Source organism: Fibrisoma limi BUZ 3 (genome assembly GCF_000296815.2).
GTDB lineage: Bacteria > Bacteroidota > Bacteroidia > Cytophagales > Spirosomataceae > Fibrisoma > Fibrisoma limi.
This window is the reverse complement of the sequence record NZ_CAIT01000006.1, coordinates 1,550,533-1,564,408: the sequence shown is the minus strand read 5'-3', so window position 1 is coordinate 1,564,408 and position 13,876 is coordinate 1,550,533. Positions and strand designations below refer to the sequence as shown.

At 55.0% G+C, this 13,876-nt stretch carries 12 protein-coding genes; 7 read left to right on the top strand and 5 right to left on the bottom strand.

The annotated features are described in order from the left end of the window. Window positions 1-9: 9 nt before the first annotated feature. Window positions 10-165: a hypothetical protein gene (locus BN8_RS33310; RefSeq protein ID WP_009282647.1), complete on the bottom strand. Its 156-nt coding sequence runs from the start codon at window positions 163-165 to the stop codon at window positions 10-12. 399 nt (window positions 166-564) lie between these two features. Between BN8_RS33310 and BN8_RS14450 the strand changes: the two genes are divergently transcribed. Both BN8_RS14450 and BN8_RS14445 read left to right on the top strand, forming a co-directional pair. Continuing rightward, a complete protein-coding gene (locus BN8_RS14450) occupies window positions 565-1,914 on the top strand; it encodes a Gfo/Idh/MocA family oxidoreductase (protein WP_009282646.1) in 1,350 nt (449 codons plus the stop codon). Between the two features lie 250 nt (window positions 1,915-2,164). Further along, window positions 2,165-4,096 (top strand): beta-N-acetylhexosaminidase, encoded by a 1,932-nt coding sequence (locus tag BN8_RS14445; protein WP_009282645.1) that lies wholly within the window; start codon window positions 2,165-2,167, stop codon window positions 4,094-4,096. On the opposite strand, the gene BN8_RS14440 is transcribed toward BN8_RS14445, so the two are convergent. After that, window positions 4,093-4,392 carry a hypothetical protein gene (locus tag BN8_RS14440; protein ID WP_009282644.1) on the bottom strand — a complete coding sequence of 100 codons (300 nt, stop codon included), beginning with the start codon at window positions 4,390-4,392 and terminating at the stop codon, window positions 4,093-4,095. The two genes, BN8_RS14445 and BN8_RS14440, sit on opposite strands and share 4 nt — an antisense overlap. A 233-nt stretch (window positions 4,393-4,625) precedes the next feature. Between BN8_RS14440 and BN8_RS14435 the strand changes: the two genes are divergently transcribed. The 3 genes from BN8_RS14435 (at window position 4,626) to BN8_RS14425 (ending at window position 9,723) form a co-directional block, all read left to right on the top strand. After that, window positions 4,626-5,390 carry a cupin domain-containing protein gene (locus BN8_RS14435; RefSeq protein ID WP_009282642.1) on the top strand — a complete coding sequence of 255 codons (765 nt, stop codon included), beginning with the start codon at window positions 4,626-4,628 and terminating at the stop codon, window positions 5,388-5,390. Window positions 5,391-5,493: 103 nt separating this feature from the next. Continuing rightward, window positions 5,494-8,361, top strand: coding sequence for a PVC-type heme-binding CxxCH protein (locus tag BN8_RS14430; protein WP_040006093.1), 2,868 nt, complete (start codon window positions 5,494-5,496; stop codon window positions 8,359-8,361). Window positions 8,362-8,460: 99 nt separating this feature from the next. After that, the gene (locus BN8_RS14425) at window positions 8,461-9,723 is read left to right on the top strand and encodes an FG-GAP repeat domain-containing protein (RefSeq protein WP_009282640.1); all 1,263 of its coding nucleotides are present in this window, start codon (window positions 8,461-8,463) and stop codon (window positions 9,721-9,723) included. 51 nt (window positions 9,724-9,774) lie between these two features. Here BN8_RS14425 and BN8_RS14420 read toward each other — a convergent pair whose 3' ends face one another. Then, window positions 9,775-10,632, bottom strand: a complete 858-nt coding sequence (locus BN8_RS14420; RefSeq protein WP_009282639.1) for a helix-turn-helix domain-containing protein — start codon at window positions 10,630-10,632, stop codon at window positions 9,775-9,777. Between the two features lie 164 nt (window positions 10,633-10,796). Between BN8_RS14420 and BN8_RS14415 the strand changes: the two genes are divergently transcribed. Then, window positions 10,797-11,621 (top strand): phytanoyl-CoA dioxygenase family protein, encoded by an 825-nt coding sequence (locus tag BN8_RS14415; RefSeq protein ID WP_009282638.1) that lies wholly within the window; start codon window positions 10,797-10,799, stop codon window positions 11,619-11,621. A 53-nt stretch (window positions 11,622-11,674) separates the two neighbouring features. Then, window positions 11,675-12,562 (top strand): sugar phosphate isomerase/epimerase family protein, encoded by an 888-nt coding sequence (locus BN8_RS14410; RefSeq protein ID WP_009282637.1) that lies wholly within the window; start codon window positions 11,675-11,677, stop codon window positions 12,560-12,562. 33 nt (window positions 12,563-12,595) lie between these two features. On the opposite strand, the gene BN8_RS14405 is transcribed toward BN8_RS14410, so the two are convergent. Both BN8_RS14405 and BN8_RS14400 read right to left on the bottom strand, forming a co-directional pair. After that, window positions 12,596-12,781 carry a type II toxin-antitoxin system antitoxin gene (locus BN8_RS14405; RefSeq protein ID WP_009282636.1) on the bottom strand — a complete coding sequence of 62 codons (186 nt, stop codon included), beginning with the start codon at window positions 12,779-12,781 and terminating at the stop codon, window positions 12,596-12,598. Window positions 12,782-12,849: 68 nt separating this feature from the next. Further along, window positions 12,850-13,701: an SPFH domain-containing protein gene (locus BN8_RS14400; RefSeq protein ID WP_040005816.1), complete on the bottom strand. Its 852-nt coding sequence runs from the start codon at window positions 13,699-13,701 to the stop codon at window positions 12,850-12,852. Between the last annotated feature and the right edge of the window lie 175 nt (window positions 13,702-13,876).

The window sequence follows — 13,876 nt, the reverse complement described above, 5'->3', positions numbered from 1 at the left end:
CAGCTCAGTCTACGCAAAGAAGCCAATCCAGGCTTTTGCCTGAAGCAGAGCCTGGTCGTGGGGGAGGTCCGGAAAAAGAACCATCAGGTTGACGGCCGTTTGCTGCAGGGGCGTTAAGTGCTCAAGCTCGTCCGTATCGTGGGTAGTATGTAGTTGGGTCGTCATGGTGAGGGAGGGTCTTACACAAATGACCCCGAATCATGACAAATAGTTCGATACGGGTGTATATAATTTTTTAAGTTGTAAAAAAGGTGGCTCACCCCAACCCCCTGAAGGGGCTTAGCGCTGCTATCTCCAGAATCCTGGCCTGAGCGGAGCTAAGCCCCTTCAGGGGGTTGGGGTAACTCTTCAAGAATCACTCGCCACAACTAACAGCCAATTTATCGCGGTTCTGTTTTACCCGCGTTACAGAGAAATTTACTTGCTTTCGCCTTAAATCTGGTAAAAGCGCTACGTTGATGTCTTTTAGTAAACAGGGCGGTTTGTCCCGGGCGGAGAACGCTCTTTCGCGTGATTCGTCAGGAAGTCCAACCCGGCCCACCCAAGCATCTAGTAAATAATCGTATGGATCAATCTCGCAGAGAATTTATCAAAACAGCCGCTCTCGGTTCGGCCGGTGTCGCCATTGGGGGGCTGGCTAAAGGCATGACTGCCCGGAGTTACAACCGGATCATCGGGGCCAACGAGCGACTTCAGGTCGCCATTGCCGGGTTAGGCCGTCGGTTAGGGGCTTATTATGAGCCGATTGCTCTTAAGTCGAGCAACGTAGAACTGCTGTATCTCTGCGATGTTATGCAGAAACAGCGGGAGTCGGCTTTGCAGAAGTTTAGCAAACACATTGATTACAAGCCTAAGCTGGAGAATGACATTCGCAAAGTGCTGGCCGACAAGGACGTGGATGTGCTCATCAACGCTACTCCCGACCACTGGCACGCGCCGGGTACGTGGCTGGCCGTGCAGGCCGGTAAGCACGTGTACGTCGAGAAGCCGTGCAGCCACAACCCGCGTGAAGGCGAAATTCTGTCGATGCTGCCCAAAAAATACAACAAGGTGATCCAGATGGGTAACCAGCAGCGCTCGGCCGTTGAATCCATCGACCTGATGAAGCAGATTCACAGTGGCGCGATTGGACAGCCCTACAAAGCGGTGGCTTTTTACATTGCCAACCGCGGGGCGGTGCCCGTACCCAAAGCGGCTCCCGTACCCGACGGACTGGATTGGGAACTGTTTCAGGGCCCCGCTCCCCGGCAACCCTACCAGCACGACACCTGGGATTACAACTGGCACTGGTACGGCTGGACTTACGGCACGGCCGAAGCCGGGAATAACGGCACCCATGAGCTGGACGTGGCCCGCTGGGCGTTGCAGGTAGAACATCCCCAGCAGGTGAGCGTCGAAGCAGCCAAGCGTCATTTTGCCGACGACGGCTGGACGATGTACGATACGATGGATGCTACGTACCGGTATGCCGGTGATAAAATCATCAAATGGGAGTGTCAGTGCCGCAACGGCTACAAAACCTTTGGTTCTGACCGGGGCGTGATCATCTACGGCACCAACGGTTCGGCCTATGTAGACCGCGATGGCTACCGAATGTACAACCGCGAAGGCAAACTGACAAAAGAGCGCAAAGCCCAGGGCGCAGAAGCGGGTACGGCACTCGGCGGAGGGGGCGACATGACGACCCGCCACGTCGTAAACTTCTTCGAGGCCATTCGGGGCAAGGAGAAGCAGAACTCGCCGATCGAGGAGGGAGCCAAAAGTGTGCTGCTCTGTCACCTGGCCAACATCGCCTACCGTGCTAACAGTGATCTGGCCGTTGATGAGACGAACGGACATATTAAGGACAAGAAGGCTATGAAACTCTGGAGCCGCGATTACGAAAAAGGCTGGGAGCCTCCGGTCTTAACGTAGTGGGTTGCTGAAGTGTATTATCATGAATGTATGCAAACCAGAACGAGCGTCGTTTGCCGAATGCATTGGTAAGGCTCGCGATGGTTTGCATACGTCTGTACAGACAAACTTCGTTTCCCAGAGAAGTAGCCTCATACTGCCCCTGGACCAACCTTTTCGCCACTCAGCGTACAAGCTCCTGACTGGAATGACCCGGCTGTGTAATGCGGTATACGGTCGATATTGCGTGCATTTAGTTTAAACATACCCGATGAAACTACTGATTGCTGCTTTTTTTAGTGCCTCGCTGGCGTTTGTTCAGCCCAGTATGGCCCAATCAACTTCAACCCGGACGGATGGAACCTCATCCATTCAACTCATTCCCCAGCCGGTGGAGGTTACCCCACAGACCGGCCAGTTTCGGCTGACAAAGGCCAGCACCATTACGTACGACGGACAGGCCGCCGAATCCGTTGCCGGGCAACTGGCCCAGTTCCTGAACCGATCGACGGGCTTCACACTGCGTCCCCGCGCCGGTAAGGCGGGCAGTGTTCACCTGCAGATCAACGCGCAGCCCAACGAAACCCTTGGCCGCGAAGGGTATACCCTGAACGTAACACCGAAGGGCGTAACCATTTCGGCTAACCAGCCCGCCGGGTTGTTCTATGGAATGCAGTCGCTGTTGCAGTTATTCCCCAAAGAAATTGAAAACCCGAACGTAGCGTCGGCGGTTTGGGCGGCTCCGGCCGTGCGCATCACGGATTATCCACGGTTTGGCTGGCGGGGCATCATGCTCGATGTCAGCCGTAATTTCTTCACCAAAGAAGATGTCAAGCAGTACATCGATCAGATGGCCCGCTACAAATTCAATACGTTCCATTGGCACCTGACCGATGATAACGGCTGGCGGATCGAAATCAAGTCACTGCCTAAACTGACGCAGGTAGGGGCCTGGCGCGTGGCTCGTAGCGGCCACTTCGGCGACCGTGCCGAGCCGAAGCCGGGCGAACCGACGCCCGTTGGCGGTTTCTACACGCAGGACGACATCCGCGAGATCGTTCGCTACGCTCAGGAACGTAACGTAACGATTGTGCCCGAGATCGACGTACCGGGCCACAGCATGGCTGCCCTTGCCGCTTATCCCGAACTGAGCTGTACCAAACAGCAGGTAAGTGTGAACCCCGGCACACCGTTTTCAGAGTGGTACGGCAATGGTACGTTCCGCATGAAGGTCGAGAACACGCTCAACCCCTCCGACGAGAAGGTGTATGAGTTCCTGGATAAAGTCTTCACCGAAGTGGCCCAGTTGTTTCCGAACCAATACATCCACGTCGGGGGTGACGAGTGCTACAAGGGCTACTGGGCGAACGATCCCGGCTGTCAGGCGCTGATGAAGAAGCTCGGCATTCGGCACGTTGAAGACCTGCAGGGGTATTTTATGAACCGCGTGGAGAAAATTCTGACCGCCAAAGGCAAAAAGCTGCTCGGCTGGGATGAAATTCTGGAAGGCGGTATCTCGCCGGGGGCAACGGTGATGAGCTGGCGGGGTGTCAAAGGGGGAATTGAAGCTGCGGAAATGGGCCACGACGTTGTGATGACCCCAACCACCTTTGCGTACCTCGACTACGTGCAGGGCGAACCGACCATCGACCCGCCGATCTATGCCAACCTGCGCCTGAAAAAATGCTATGGTTTTGAGCCGGTTCCGGCCGGGGTAGACGCCAAACATATTCTGGGTGGACAAGGTAACCTCTGGACGGAGCAGATTCCGACGCTGCGCCACGCCCAGTACATGACCTGGCCGCGGGGATGGGCGCTGGCTGAGGTGTATTGGTCGCCGGCAGCCGCAAAAAACTGGGATCGGTTCGTATCGCGTATGGAGAGCCACTTCGAGCGGGCCGATCAGGCTGGAATTCGCGTTTCGCGGGCAATCTACGATCCAATCATCCGGACCCGTCAGAACGGCGAGAAACTGATGCTGGAGATGGAAACCGAAGTGCCGGGCATTGAACTCCGTTACTCGTTTGACGATACGATGCCGGATATGCTCTCGTCCCAGTATACGCAGCCGATCGAACTGCCCGACGGCCCCATTACGCTCCGGGTGCAGCCGTATCGAAACGGCCAGCCGATTGGGCACTTCATTACGTTACCGCGCACGGCCCTGCAGCAGAGGCTGAACAAAGCCATGGGCATGTTTTAGGTGGTGGGCATTCGCCGATAGATGCGGGGTAGGCCAACGATCGACTCGACGTGTTCGAGCCGGACACCGGAATGGATGTAGATATACTTCCCGGTTGGATACGAAAACTCAAAAATGAGTCGTACGCTACGCGTTTCTGCTATGTGCTGTGCGTAAAGCAACCGCGACGTATCACTAACCGGAAGCGGAGGACGCAACGTAACCGGCTGCAAGGGCTGAGAATGGCCCGTAAGCAGTATCGCTAATGGGCCGCTGGTTTCGTCCAGGTTCAATGAGCGGAATTCGTCTAGGGTCATGATACGGTCAAGTGCTTAAAATTTTTTGTAAAATAATACGTATCTGTTTCAGGATGCACAATAAACCGATGATGGGCGCGTTATAGTGATACGTTGCCCGATTTGCCCCAGCCATTTCTATGCGCTGGGGCTTTTTCATGTAGTGGGCTATGGCTGCCCACCGCCAGCATCGGGCTGATTAGGTTGCAACCTCTCCTGCCTTTTATAGGCTAATCGCTGTCTGATTCGTGTTCATGAAACCTTACCTGCTGTGCTGGCTCATTATGTTCATTCCCTGTTCAGGTTTGGGGCAGCCTATTGCATCAGGTGTGTACGCATGGGACAAAGCGACCGTTGTACGGGGAACCGGGTTTGAAGAACGTACGCTGCTCAACGGTTCAACCAGAGGGTTTTCAACTATGACGGTTCAGGCGATTACGCTTGGAGCCAATCACCCCACCCAGCCCGATCAGCAACTGGACGAAGAAGCGATCCTTGTCGTTAAAGAAGGGCATCTGACCGTTACCCTTGAGCAGAAACGGCAGGTACTTGGCCCCGGCAGCGTTGTACTGATCATGCCCGGCGATTTTTTCCGGCTGGAAAATAAAACTGCACAGCCACTTACGTATTACCAGATCCGGCTGACCTCCAGCGAAGTGCCCGACCTTGATCTGTATCGGCTGATGGGCCAGTCGTTCTGGATTAACGGGCCGGAAGAAACGAATGCATCGGCAGAACGTAGTGAGGGGCGTCTTCTATTTGAAGGGCCAACGCTGATGACGAAGCGTATGCGGCTATACGTAACAACGCTCGATTCCGGGGCATCGACCCATTCGCACGCCGTTCATGCCGAGGCCGAACTGCTGATCGGGCTGGACAAAACAGCTAAGCTTAGCCTGGAGGGAGTGGTCCAATCGGCAAACCAGGGCGATGCGGTGTTTATTGCATCCAACGCGGAACATACCCTCCAAAACCGTGGATCGGTTGGATACACCTATCTGTCGATACGGTTTCACTAAGAAGGGCCCGGATTACACGTGGTACAGGAATCAGAAGGAATTACAGTAGATATTAATTTAGATGGATTTTTTAGGTATATCGAAAGAAGTAAACCCTTCGGCCATGAATACATTGCGCTGGCTTATACCCTTCCTTGCTATCACCTTGTTTATAAACGCGCCGAATTGCGCAGCTCAGACCGCTAGAGCGAAACCCGCGCCGGATACCGCCAGGGTGGATCGCGAATACGCCCTGGAATCAACCATGCTGGGCTATTTTGCCCCGAATGGTGCCCGCAACCCGACGCTGAAGGCCAATAAAGGCGACCGGGTCCGGATTACGGTCACCAACGGCGAGACCATGACCCACGACATCGTTCTGGAAAAACTTGGTATCAAAAGTAAAACCTTACAGGAGAAGGGCAGCAAAACCAGCATCACCTTCAAAGCCGATAAAAACGATACGTATTTCTGTTCAGTGCCGGGCCACCGGGCCGCTGGTATGGTCGGCAATGTTGAGATCGTCGAAGGCGTTATCTCCAACGAGACCATTGCCGGGCAACTGCCCATGAAAAACGGGCAACCGGTAAATCTTGGTTTTGAAACGGGCAGCCTGACCGACTGGACCGCTACGGGCGATGCCTTTACCAGTCCGCTCGTTAGCCAGGACCCGTCGCCAGTGCATGAGAAAGACATGATTATTGGCTTTGAGGGTAAGCACTTCCTGAGCAGTGGCGGAACGGCCAACTATAAACTGACTGGTACGTTAACCTCAGTGCCGTTTACCGTAACCCAGCCCTTTGCCGCCTTTAAGGTGTCGGGGGGAGCCTTGCAGGACACGCGGGTCGAGCTGGTGCAGGTCGGGACCAATAAGGTCATCTATACGGTCACCGGGCAGGGGCGGGCCACCTTGCAGCCGGTCGTGGTGGATCTCCAGCCGTATCAGCGCCAGGAGATCTTCATCCGGATTATCGACAACGAAACCGGCATTTCGCAGATTCCGTACATTCCCAACGACAAATGGGCGCACATCAATTTCGATGATTTTCGCTTTTACCCAACCCGCCCGAATTTTCCTAATGAACTGAAGCGGGAGGACATCATCATTCTGCCCCCGCTTGATCCGGTGCTCAACGCCGGGCTGTCGGGCGTTGAAGCGGCCAAAGCCATGACGCTGCCTAAAGGCTTTACCATTACGCTGGCAGCCGCCGAACCGGACGTAGTACGGCCAATCTGCTTCACCACCGATGCGCGTGGTCGGCTCTGGGTCGTTGAGGGGCATACGTACCCTGTTCCGGCACCCGAAGGGCAGGGCCGCGACCGAATTCTGATCTTTGAAGACACAAACGGCGACGGTACGCTCGACAAGCGCAAGGTGTTCATGGAAGGCCTGAATCTGGTCAGCGGTATGGAAGTGGGCATGGGTGGTGTGTGGCTCGGAGCGGCACCGTACCTGCTGTTCATTCCTGCCGACTTCAGGAATGACAAACCCCTTGGGCCCCCACAGAAACTGCTCGACGGCTGGGGCACGGACGATACGCACGAAACCCTGAACAGCCTGCGCTGGGGGCCTGACGGCTGGCTGTATGGTACGCATGGCGTCTTTACTCACTCTAACGTCGGGAAGCCGGGTGTACCAGCTTCCGAGCGGACCAAGCTTAACGCCGGTGTCTGGCGCTACCACCCGAGCACGAAGCAGTTTGAACTCTTTGCCGAAGGAACCAGTAACCCCTGGGGGCTCGATTTCAACGATTACGGCCATGCTTTCATTACGGCCTGCGTGATTCCGCACATGTACCACATGATTCAGGGTGGGCGCTACCAGCGGCAGGCGGGCAATCACTTCAACCCCTACACCTACGACGACATCAAGACGCACGCTGACCATCGGCACTGGGTCGGTGAGCGGGGGCCACACGCCGGCAACTTCCGATCGGCGTTGGCGGGGGGGGGACACGCCCATGCCGGAGCCATGATCTACCTGGGTAATAGCTGGCCGCAGGAGTACCGTAACGATATTTTCATGAACAACATCAACGGAGCCAAGCTCAATCAGGATCATCCGGTTCGGGAGGGGTCAGGCTATACCGTGACACATAAACCGGATTTTCTGGCGATGAACGATTCGTGGTCGCAGTGGCTCAACATGAAGTACGACGCCAGTGGGTCGGTCTGGGCCATCGACTGGTACGACAAAAACCAGTGCCACAGCTCGAATCCGGATGTGCACAACAAGACCATGGGCCGCATCTTCAAGATCACCCACGAGAACGACAAGTGGGTGCAGGTTGACCTGACGAAAGCATCGGATAAAGAGCTGGTCAATTACCAATTGCACCCGAACGAGTGGTACGTACGGCAGGCCCGAACGATCTTGCAGGAGCGGGGACCAAACAAAAAGGTCCACAAAGCGCTGAAGGAAATGCTGGCCAAAAATCCAGATGCTACCCGTAAGCTGCGGGCGCTGTGGGCACTTCACGTGACGCAGGGCTTGACCGAAAAGGAACTGACGGCGCTGTTGTCGGATGAGAGTGAGTACGTCAGAAGCTGGGCCATCCAGCTTCTGGCCGAAGACAAAACCGTATCGCCGGAGACACTGAAACGCCTTGTTGAGCTGGCGCAAAACGACCGGTCGGCCCTGGTACGGCTGTATCTGACATCGGCGATGCAACGGATCGATCCGGCCCAGCGGTGGGACGTACTAGATGCCCTCGTTCAGAAGGTGGAGAACAAGGACGACCACAACCTGCCCCTCATGCTGTGGTATGCCGCCGAACCTCTAGCTGCCATTGACATGAAGCGGGCGCTGGCGCTGGCTCAGAAATCAAAAATGCCGAAGCACCTGCCGTACACCATTCAACGGGTAGCTGCCATTGGCACCGACGAAGCCAAAAAGTTGCTGCGGGAGTTGAACGAGCGTGTCGGTAAGCTGGAGCATTCGCACCAGAACCACGAAATTCAGATGGTGCTGGCGAAGGCGTTAAACGAGTAAACAACACCCCCAATCCAATCCCCTAAAGGGGGCTGAACCATCCGGATCAAAAGCCTCCTTTAGGGGGTTGGGGGTTAAAGCAATCGGCGAATCAGAACTATGAAAATCAACGTAGCAAACCGACATTTGGTAAGTAGCCTGCTGTTTTTAGGCTGTATCGCAAACGCCTACAGCCAGGACAAAGCCCTGCTCAAAGTACGGCAGCAGCAGGCCGAGAAAGCGGCTTCCAGCGAACGGGCACCCGCAAAGCCTTTTGTGCCGACAGCTGATTTCAAAAAGACCAAACTAACCGGCGATTTCCTTTCCGAAGGCGTAGCCGTGGCCGATCTGAACAAGGATGGCCGCCTGGACATCGTAGCCGGTTATTACTGGTTCGAAGCGCCTAACTGGACCCGGCACGAGATGGCTCCATCCCGTACGTTCGACCCGCGCAAGGAGTACAGCAATTCGTTCCTTAACCTCGGGATGGACGTAAATCAGGACGGCTGGGATGATGTGGTCATCATCGACTATCCTGGTAAGCCCGGCTTCTGGTTCGAAAACCCGAAAGGAAAATCGTCGGGCGAATGGACGAAACACATCTTGGCTGACTCGGTCGGTATCGCCAACGAATCGCCGAATTTTGTGGATATCGACGGTGATGGTCGGCTCGACATCCTGTGCGCCGACAAAGCCAGAAAGCAGATCGTCTGGCTGAAATCTCCCTCAAAACCTGGCCAAACCGAGTGGAAACGCTTTGCGCTGAGCAAGGAGAATGTACCCGGTACGGAGATGTTCTCGCATGGCATCGGCTACGGTGATGTCAACAAAGACGGCTTCAACGATGTGGTAATCCGGGAGGGGTGGTTCAAGGGAACCGCCGATAAAACCGGCGGCAACTGGGCGTTTCATCCGGCTAATCTGGGTGAGCCCTGTTCGCACATGCAGGTCCTGGACGTAAACGGTGACGGTAAAAACGACGTCGTGAGTGCGTCGGCACATGCACTGGGCGTCTGGTGGCACGAGCAGGTTGCCGACGAGCAGGGGAATATTAATTTCCGCACTCACCAGATGAGCAACACGACCGCTCAAACCCATGCTACGATCATGGTCGATCTGAACGGCGACGGACGTAAGGACATGATTACGGGCAAGCGTTTTCTCGCTCACAACGGTCACGACCCCGGCGACAGCGATCCACCCATCCTGATGTGGTTTGAGTTCACGCCCGGCAAAGCACCCTATTACAAAGAGCACGTTATCGACAACGATTCCGGTGTAGGGCTTAACATTGTGGCGCAGGATATGAACCGCGACGGAAAAACGGACATCGTCGTGGCAAACAAGAACGGCGTTTACCTGTTCGAGAACCGGATGGAGTAAGGAGCTTACACCAGTTTACGATGGCTTCGGCGTAGAACAACCGACTGCCCTTTAGAGCGTTTGGGGTGAGCTGTGCTGCCGTCGGTACTGGCTGGGAGGCAGGCCAAGCTGGTGTTTGAAGTGCTTGCTGAAATTGGCCCAGTTGTGAAACCCACTTTCAAAACAAACTTGCGTAACAGGCAGGTTGGTGGTCGTCAGGAGCTTGCAGGCATGCGCCAGCCGAATCTCGGTCAGGAATTGCACGTAGCTCTTTTTCGTGCTTTTTCGGAAATATTGACAAAAGGCTGAGACACTGCGGTGGGTCAGCGTAGCGACGTCTTCCAACCGGATCTTCTGTTGAAAGTGAGCCATGGTGTATTCCATAACCGTATGAATTTGAGCCTGGTCGGTAGTTGAATACGTCAGTACCGGCGACTGATTAATGAGCACGTAGTCGCTGGATTGGCTGATCTGATGCAGGCAATCGAGCAAAGTTGCCAGTTGCGCAAAGCCCCGCTGCTGCTCGATACTACGTAGCTGTCCGGCAATCTGCCGACGAAGCTCGCCCTGTAGGCGAAGCCCCTGCACGGAAAAATCCAGCAGGGTTCTGATGGCGTCCATCTCGGGCAATTCCAGAAATGCCTGCCCCCAGAAGTCTTTTGTAAAATGCACCACCATCGAAGCCCCGGTGGGGTGCGTGTCGGCCTTCCGAAACCAATGCGGTAAGTTTTCGCCCAGCAGGTACACATCGTCGGTGTGGTACTCAATCAGGGCGTCGCCGATGAAGGCCGTACCATAGCTCTCAGTCATCAACACCAGTTCAATTTCAATATGCTGATGCCAGGGCGTTTCAAAGTATGGGGTGCGGTACGTCCGCGCTACGAACGACGATGCATGATCCAGTGGTAGCTTCTGAATAAGGGTTTTCATGCGCTATCTTTAGTAAATAACCTCCACATGCTATAAATCGGCTAAATATAACGGATAAAGTTGCGATAAAAGTGGTGGTGCTGCTTAATCGGCGTGATTTCCTTTGTGTAGATTTTACCAGGAGTTTATTGTCTCGTTTAACGCCCGACGCGGCATCCCTTACCATGGAAAAAAACATCACGGCAGCCGAGAAAGCGGCTTATCAACAGGACGGTTATCTCATCAAACGCGGGCTTTTCAGCCAGGCGGAAATTGGTGTGTTATACGGATTAGCCACTGACGACACCGTAACGGGGCATTCGATGGACCTGACCGACACCGAAGGCCGGGCCACTAAACTGACGCTGTGGTTTACGCCCGGCGATGATTCATTCGGGCTGATGTCGCGCTCCGAGCGCCTGGTTAACGCCGTCCGGATGCTGCTGGGACCTGAAGGCGAGGTGTGTCATTTCCATTCCAAGGTGATGCAGAAAGAACCCCAAACGGGTGGCGCCTGGGAGTGGCACCAGGACTACGGCTACTGGTACAAGAACGGGTTCCTATATTCCGAAGCGATGATCTCGGTCATGGTGGCTCTGACCGAAGCGACGGTCGAAAACGGCTGTTTGCAGGTGCTGGCCGGTACGCACAAGATGCAGCGCTTTGAGCATAGCTTTGTCGGGGAGCAGCAAGGGGCCGATCATCCCTTCGTAGAGGAAGCCAGTAAGCGGAGTGAACTCGTGTACGTAACGCTTCAGCCGGGAGATGTGCTGTTCTTTCATTCAAACCTGTTGCACCGCTCGGACGCTAACCGCTCCGACAAGCCCCGCTGGTCGATCATTTCGGCGTATAACCTGAGCTACAACGTACCGTTCCGTGAGAAACACCTGTCCTGCATCACGCCGATCAAGGTTGTGCCCGACGAGGCTCTGCTGGAAAGTGGTGTGCAGAAGCTCTCGGAGGCTGACTTCCTGGCGAAAGAACAGGAGATTACGCTCAATGTTCAGTAGCACTCCTCGGAGTAAAATGCGCTGTTTGCCATGTACCCTTGACCGTATCGTTTATGATAATTCAATTTTTTTGCCCTCGCTGGGGGAGTGAAGCATTGTCCTGGCCGGTTTTCTGCCGACAGGCGAAAGCCGCCGGCTACGATGGAGTGGAGGCCGAAATTCCGTTTTTGGAAGCTGAGCGGGCCGAGATGCTGGACGCCCTGGCTGGGTCGGGCTTGTTGATGATCGGGCAGTATTACCAATCGTTTGAACGGGATTTCGACCAGCACGCCCGCCAATATGAACACTACCTTACGCACCTGGCGTCGGCCCGGCCCCTGTTCATTAACGCGCAGACGGGTAAGGATTACTTTACACCCGAACAGAATTCTATTTTGTTTGGAATAGCCGCCGATAGGGAAGCGGCCACCGGCATACCTATTTATCACGAGACACACCGCAACAAAGCCCTGTTTGCCGCCCACGTTGCCCGGCACTATTTCGATCGATTGCCCGCCCTAAAAATCACCGCCGATTTTTCACACTGGTGCTGCGTATCGGAATCGCTGCTGGAGCAGCAACCCGAAGCGGTGGCGCTGGCCTGCGAGCGGGCGTATCACATCCACTCCCGCGTAGGGCATCCGCAGGGGCCACAGGTTTCGGACCCGCGCCTGCCGGAGTGGAAACAGGCCCTCGATACGCACCTGAGCTGGTGGGATGCCATTGTGGTCCGGCGCAGGGCCGAAGGAGCCGAGCGGCTCACGATCAACACGGAGTTTGGGCCTGCTCCCTACCTGCCAACCATTCCCTTTACGAACATGCCGATCGCCAGCCAGTGGGATATCAACGTATCGATGCTGCACCTGCTGAAACAGCGCTATGCCACCGAAACCTACGTACCGACCTACAACGGAGAGGTAGATGTGGAGGATGAGCCACGGAACTTAATGGAAGAAGATTGATTTCAGAGAACCAAAACAAAGCCTACGCAGCGTCTACGACTCTGCCTGCTCGGTGTCTGTGGTGTCTCTAGGCCGTTTCTTTCGCTTTCGGAGCGCATCGTTCAGAATGTATTCAATCTGGCCGTTTACGCTCCGGAACTCTTCCTGGGCCCATTTTTCGAGTTCTTTCAACGTATCCGGATTGATCCGCAGCACGAACGCTTTCTTTTCATTCGCCATAAAATAGTCAAGGCAACATCGGCCGGTGAGTCGACTGATAACTTATCGCTGACTCACCGGCCGACCGGCTAGGTGTACAAAGACCCCGTGTTAACGACTGGACTCACTGATTTTTCGCCACAAAGGACAACCAGCAAGTTACTAACCATCGCGGCTTTTCGCTCCTCATCCAACTGCACTACGTCTTTTTCGGCCAGCCGGGCCAGCGCCATCTCGACCATCCCAACGGCCCCCTCCACGATCTGTTTCCGGGCCGACACGACGGCCGTGGCCTGCTGACGCTGCAGCATCGCTCCGGCAATTTCGGGTGCGTAGGCCAGGTGGCTGATCCGGGCTTCTACTACGTCTACCCCAGCGCGCTCCAGCCGGGCGTTCAGCTCCTGCTCCAGAAACTGGTTGATCAGGCCGGTATTGTCGCGTAGGGTAACCGTTTCGTGCTCATCTTCCATGTTGTCGTACGCGTGCGAACTGGCTAAAAACCGGACGGCCGCTTCCGACTGAATCTGCACGAACAACTGGTAATTATCCACCTCAAACAACGCCTTGGCCGTATCCGTCACCCGCCAGACCACTACGGCCGCGATCTCGATCGGGTTGCCCATCTTATCGTTCACTTTAATGGTTTGGCCGTTCAGGTTGCGGGCGCGCAGGCTGATTTTGGTTTTACTATACAACGGATTCACCCAACGCAATCCGTTTTGTTTCATCGTGCCGACATAGTCGCCAAAGAGCGTAGCGGCTATGGCTTCGTTAGGATTGATAACCGTAATGCCCATCAGGATAATGAGGGAAACGATAAGCGTAGGAACGGCCAGCCCGATGGCTCCCCTGACAAACAAAAAGGCTGACGAAATAAGCAGCATCAGGCCAATCAGTAACAGCAGGTAGCCTGATAGAGAGGTAAGTGGTTTTTCATTCATGGTGTTTTTGATATCATATTGATAGCACAATACTACTATAAGTGGCTTGATTTTCAATGGAAATCTACACGAACGGTAAGTTTGGACGAAAAGATTGAAACAGAACCGGTTGAATTGGCAGGAGCAAGGCTTCTGGGATCCCCGGCCATCAGTAAAAAGCGCGGCTGTCTTTCTT

What these genes read in the sequence shown, in the direction of transcription:
- BN8_RS14415 (WP_009282638.1), top strand. Translation starts at nt 10,797, where the DNA reads ATGGAAAAAAACATCACGGCAGCCGAGAAAGCGGCTTATCAACAGGAC.
- BN8_RS14440 (WP_009282644.1), bottom strand. Translation starts at nt 4,392, where the DNA reads ATGACCCTAGACGAATTCCGCTCATTGAACCTGGACGAAACCAGCGGC.
- BN8_RS14430 (WP_040006093.1), top strand. Translation starts at nt 5,494, where the DNA reads ATGAATACATTGCGCTGGCTTATACCCTTCCTTGCTATCACCTTGTTT.
- BN8_RS14400 (WP_040005816.1), bottom strand. Translation starts at nt 13,701, where the DNA reads ATGAATGAAAAACCACTTACCTCTCTATCAGGCTACCTGCTGTTACTG.
- BN8_RS33310 (WP_009282647.1), bottom strand. Translation starts at nt 165, where the DNA reads ATGACGACCCAACTACATACTACCCACGATACGGACGAGCTTGAGCAC.
- BN8_RS14425 (WP_009282640.1), top strand. Translation starts at nt 8,461, where the DNA reads ATGAAAATCAACGTAGCAAACCGACATTTGGTAAGTAGCCTGCTGTTT.
- BN8_RS14420 (WP_009282639.1), bottom strand. Translation starts at nt 10,632, where the DNA reads ATGAAAACCCTTATTCAGAAGCTACCACTGGATCATGCATCGTCGTTC.
- BN8_RS14450 (WP_009282646.1), top strand. Translation starts at nt 565, where the DNA reads ATGGATCAATCTCGCAGAGAATTTATCAAAACAGCCGCTCTCGGTTCG.
- BN8_RS14435 (WP_009282642.1), top strand. Translation starts at nt 4,626, where the DNA reads ATGAAACCTTACCTGCTGTGCTGGCTCATTATGTTCATTCCCTGTTCA.
- BN8_RS14405 (WP_009282636.1), bottom strand. Translation starts at nt 12,781, where the DNA reads ATGGCGAATGAAAAGAAAGCGTTCGTGCTGCGGATCAATCCGGATACG.
- BN8_RS14410 (WP_009282637.1), top strand. Translation starts at nt 11,675, where the DNA reads ATGATAATTCAATTTTTTTGCCCTCGCTGGGGGAGTGAAGCATTGTCC.
- BN8_RS14445 (WP_009282645.1), top strand. Translation starts at nt 2,165, where the DNA reads ATGAAACTACTGATTGCTGCTTTTTTTAGTGCCTCGCTGGCGTTTGTT.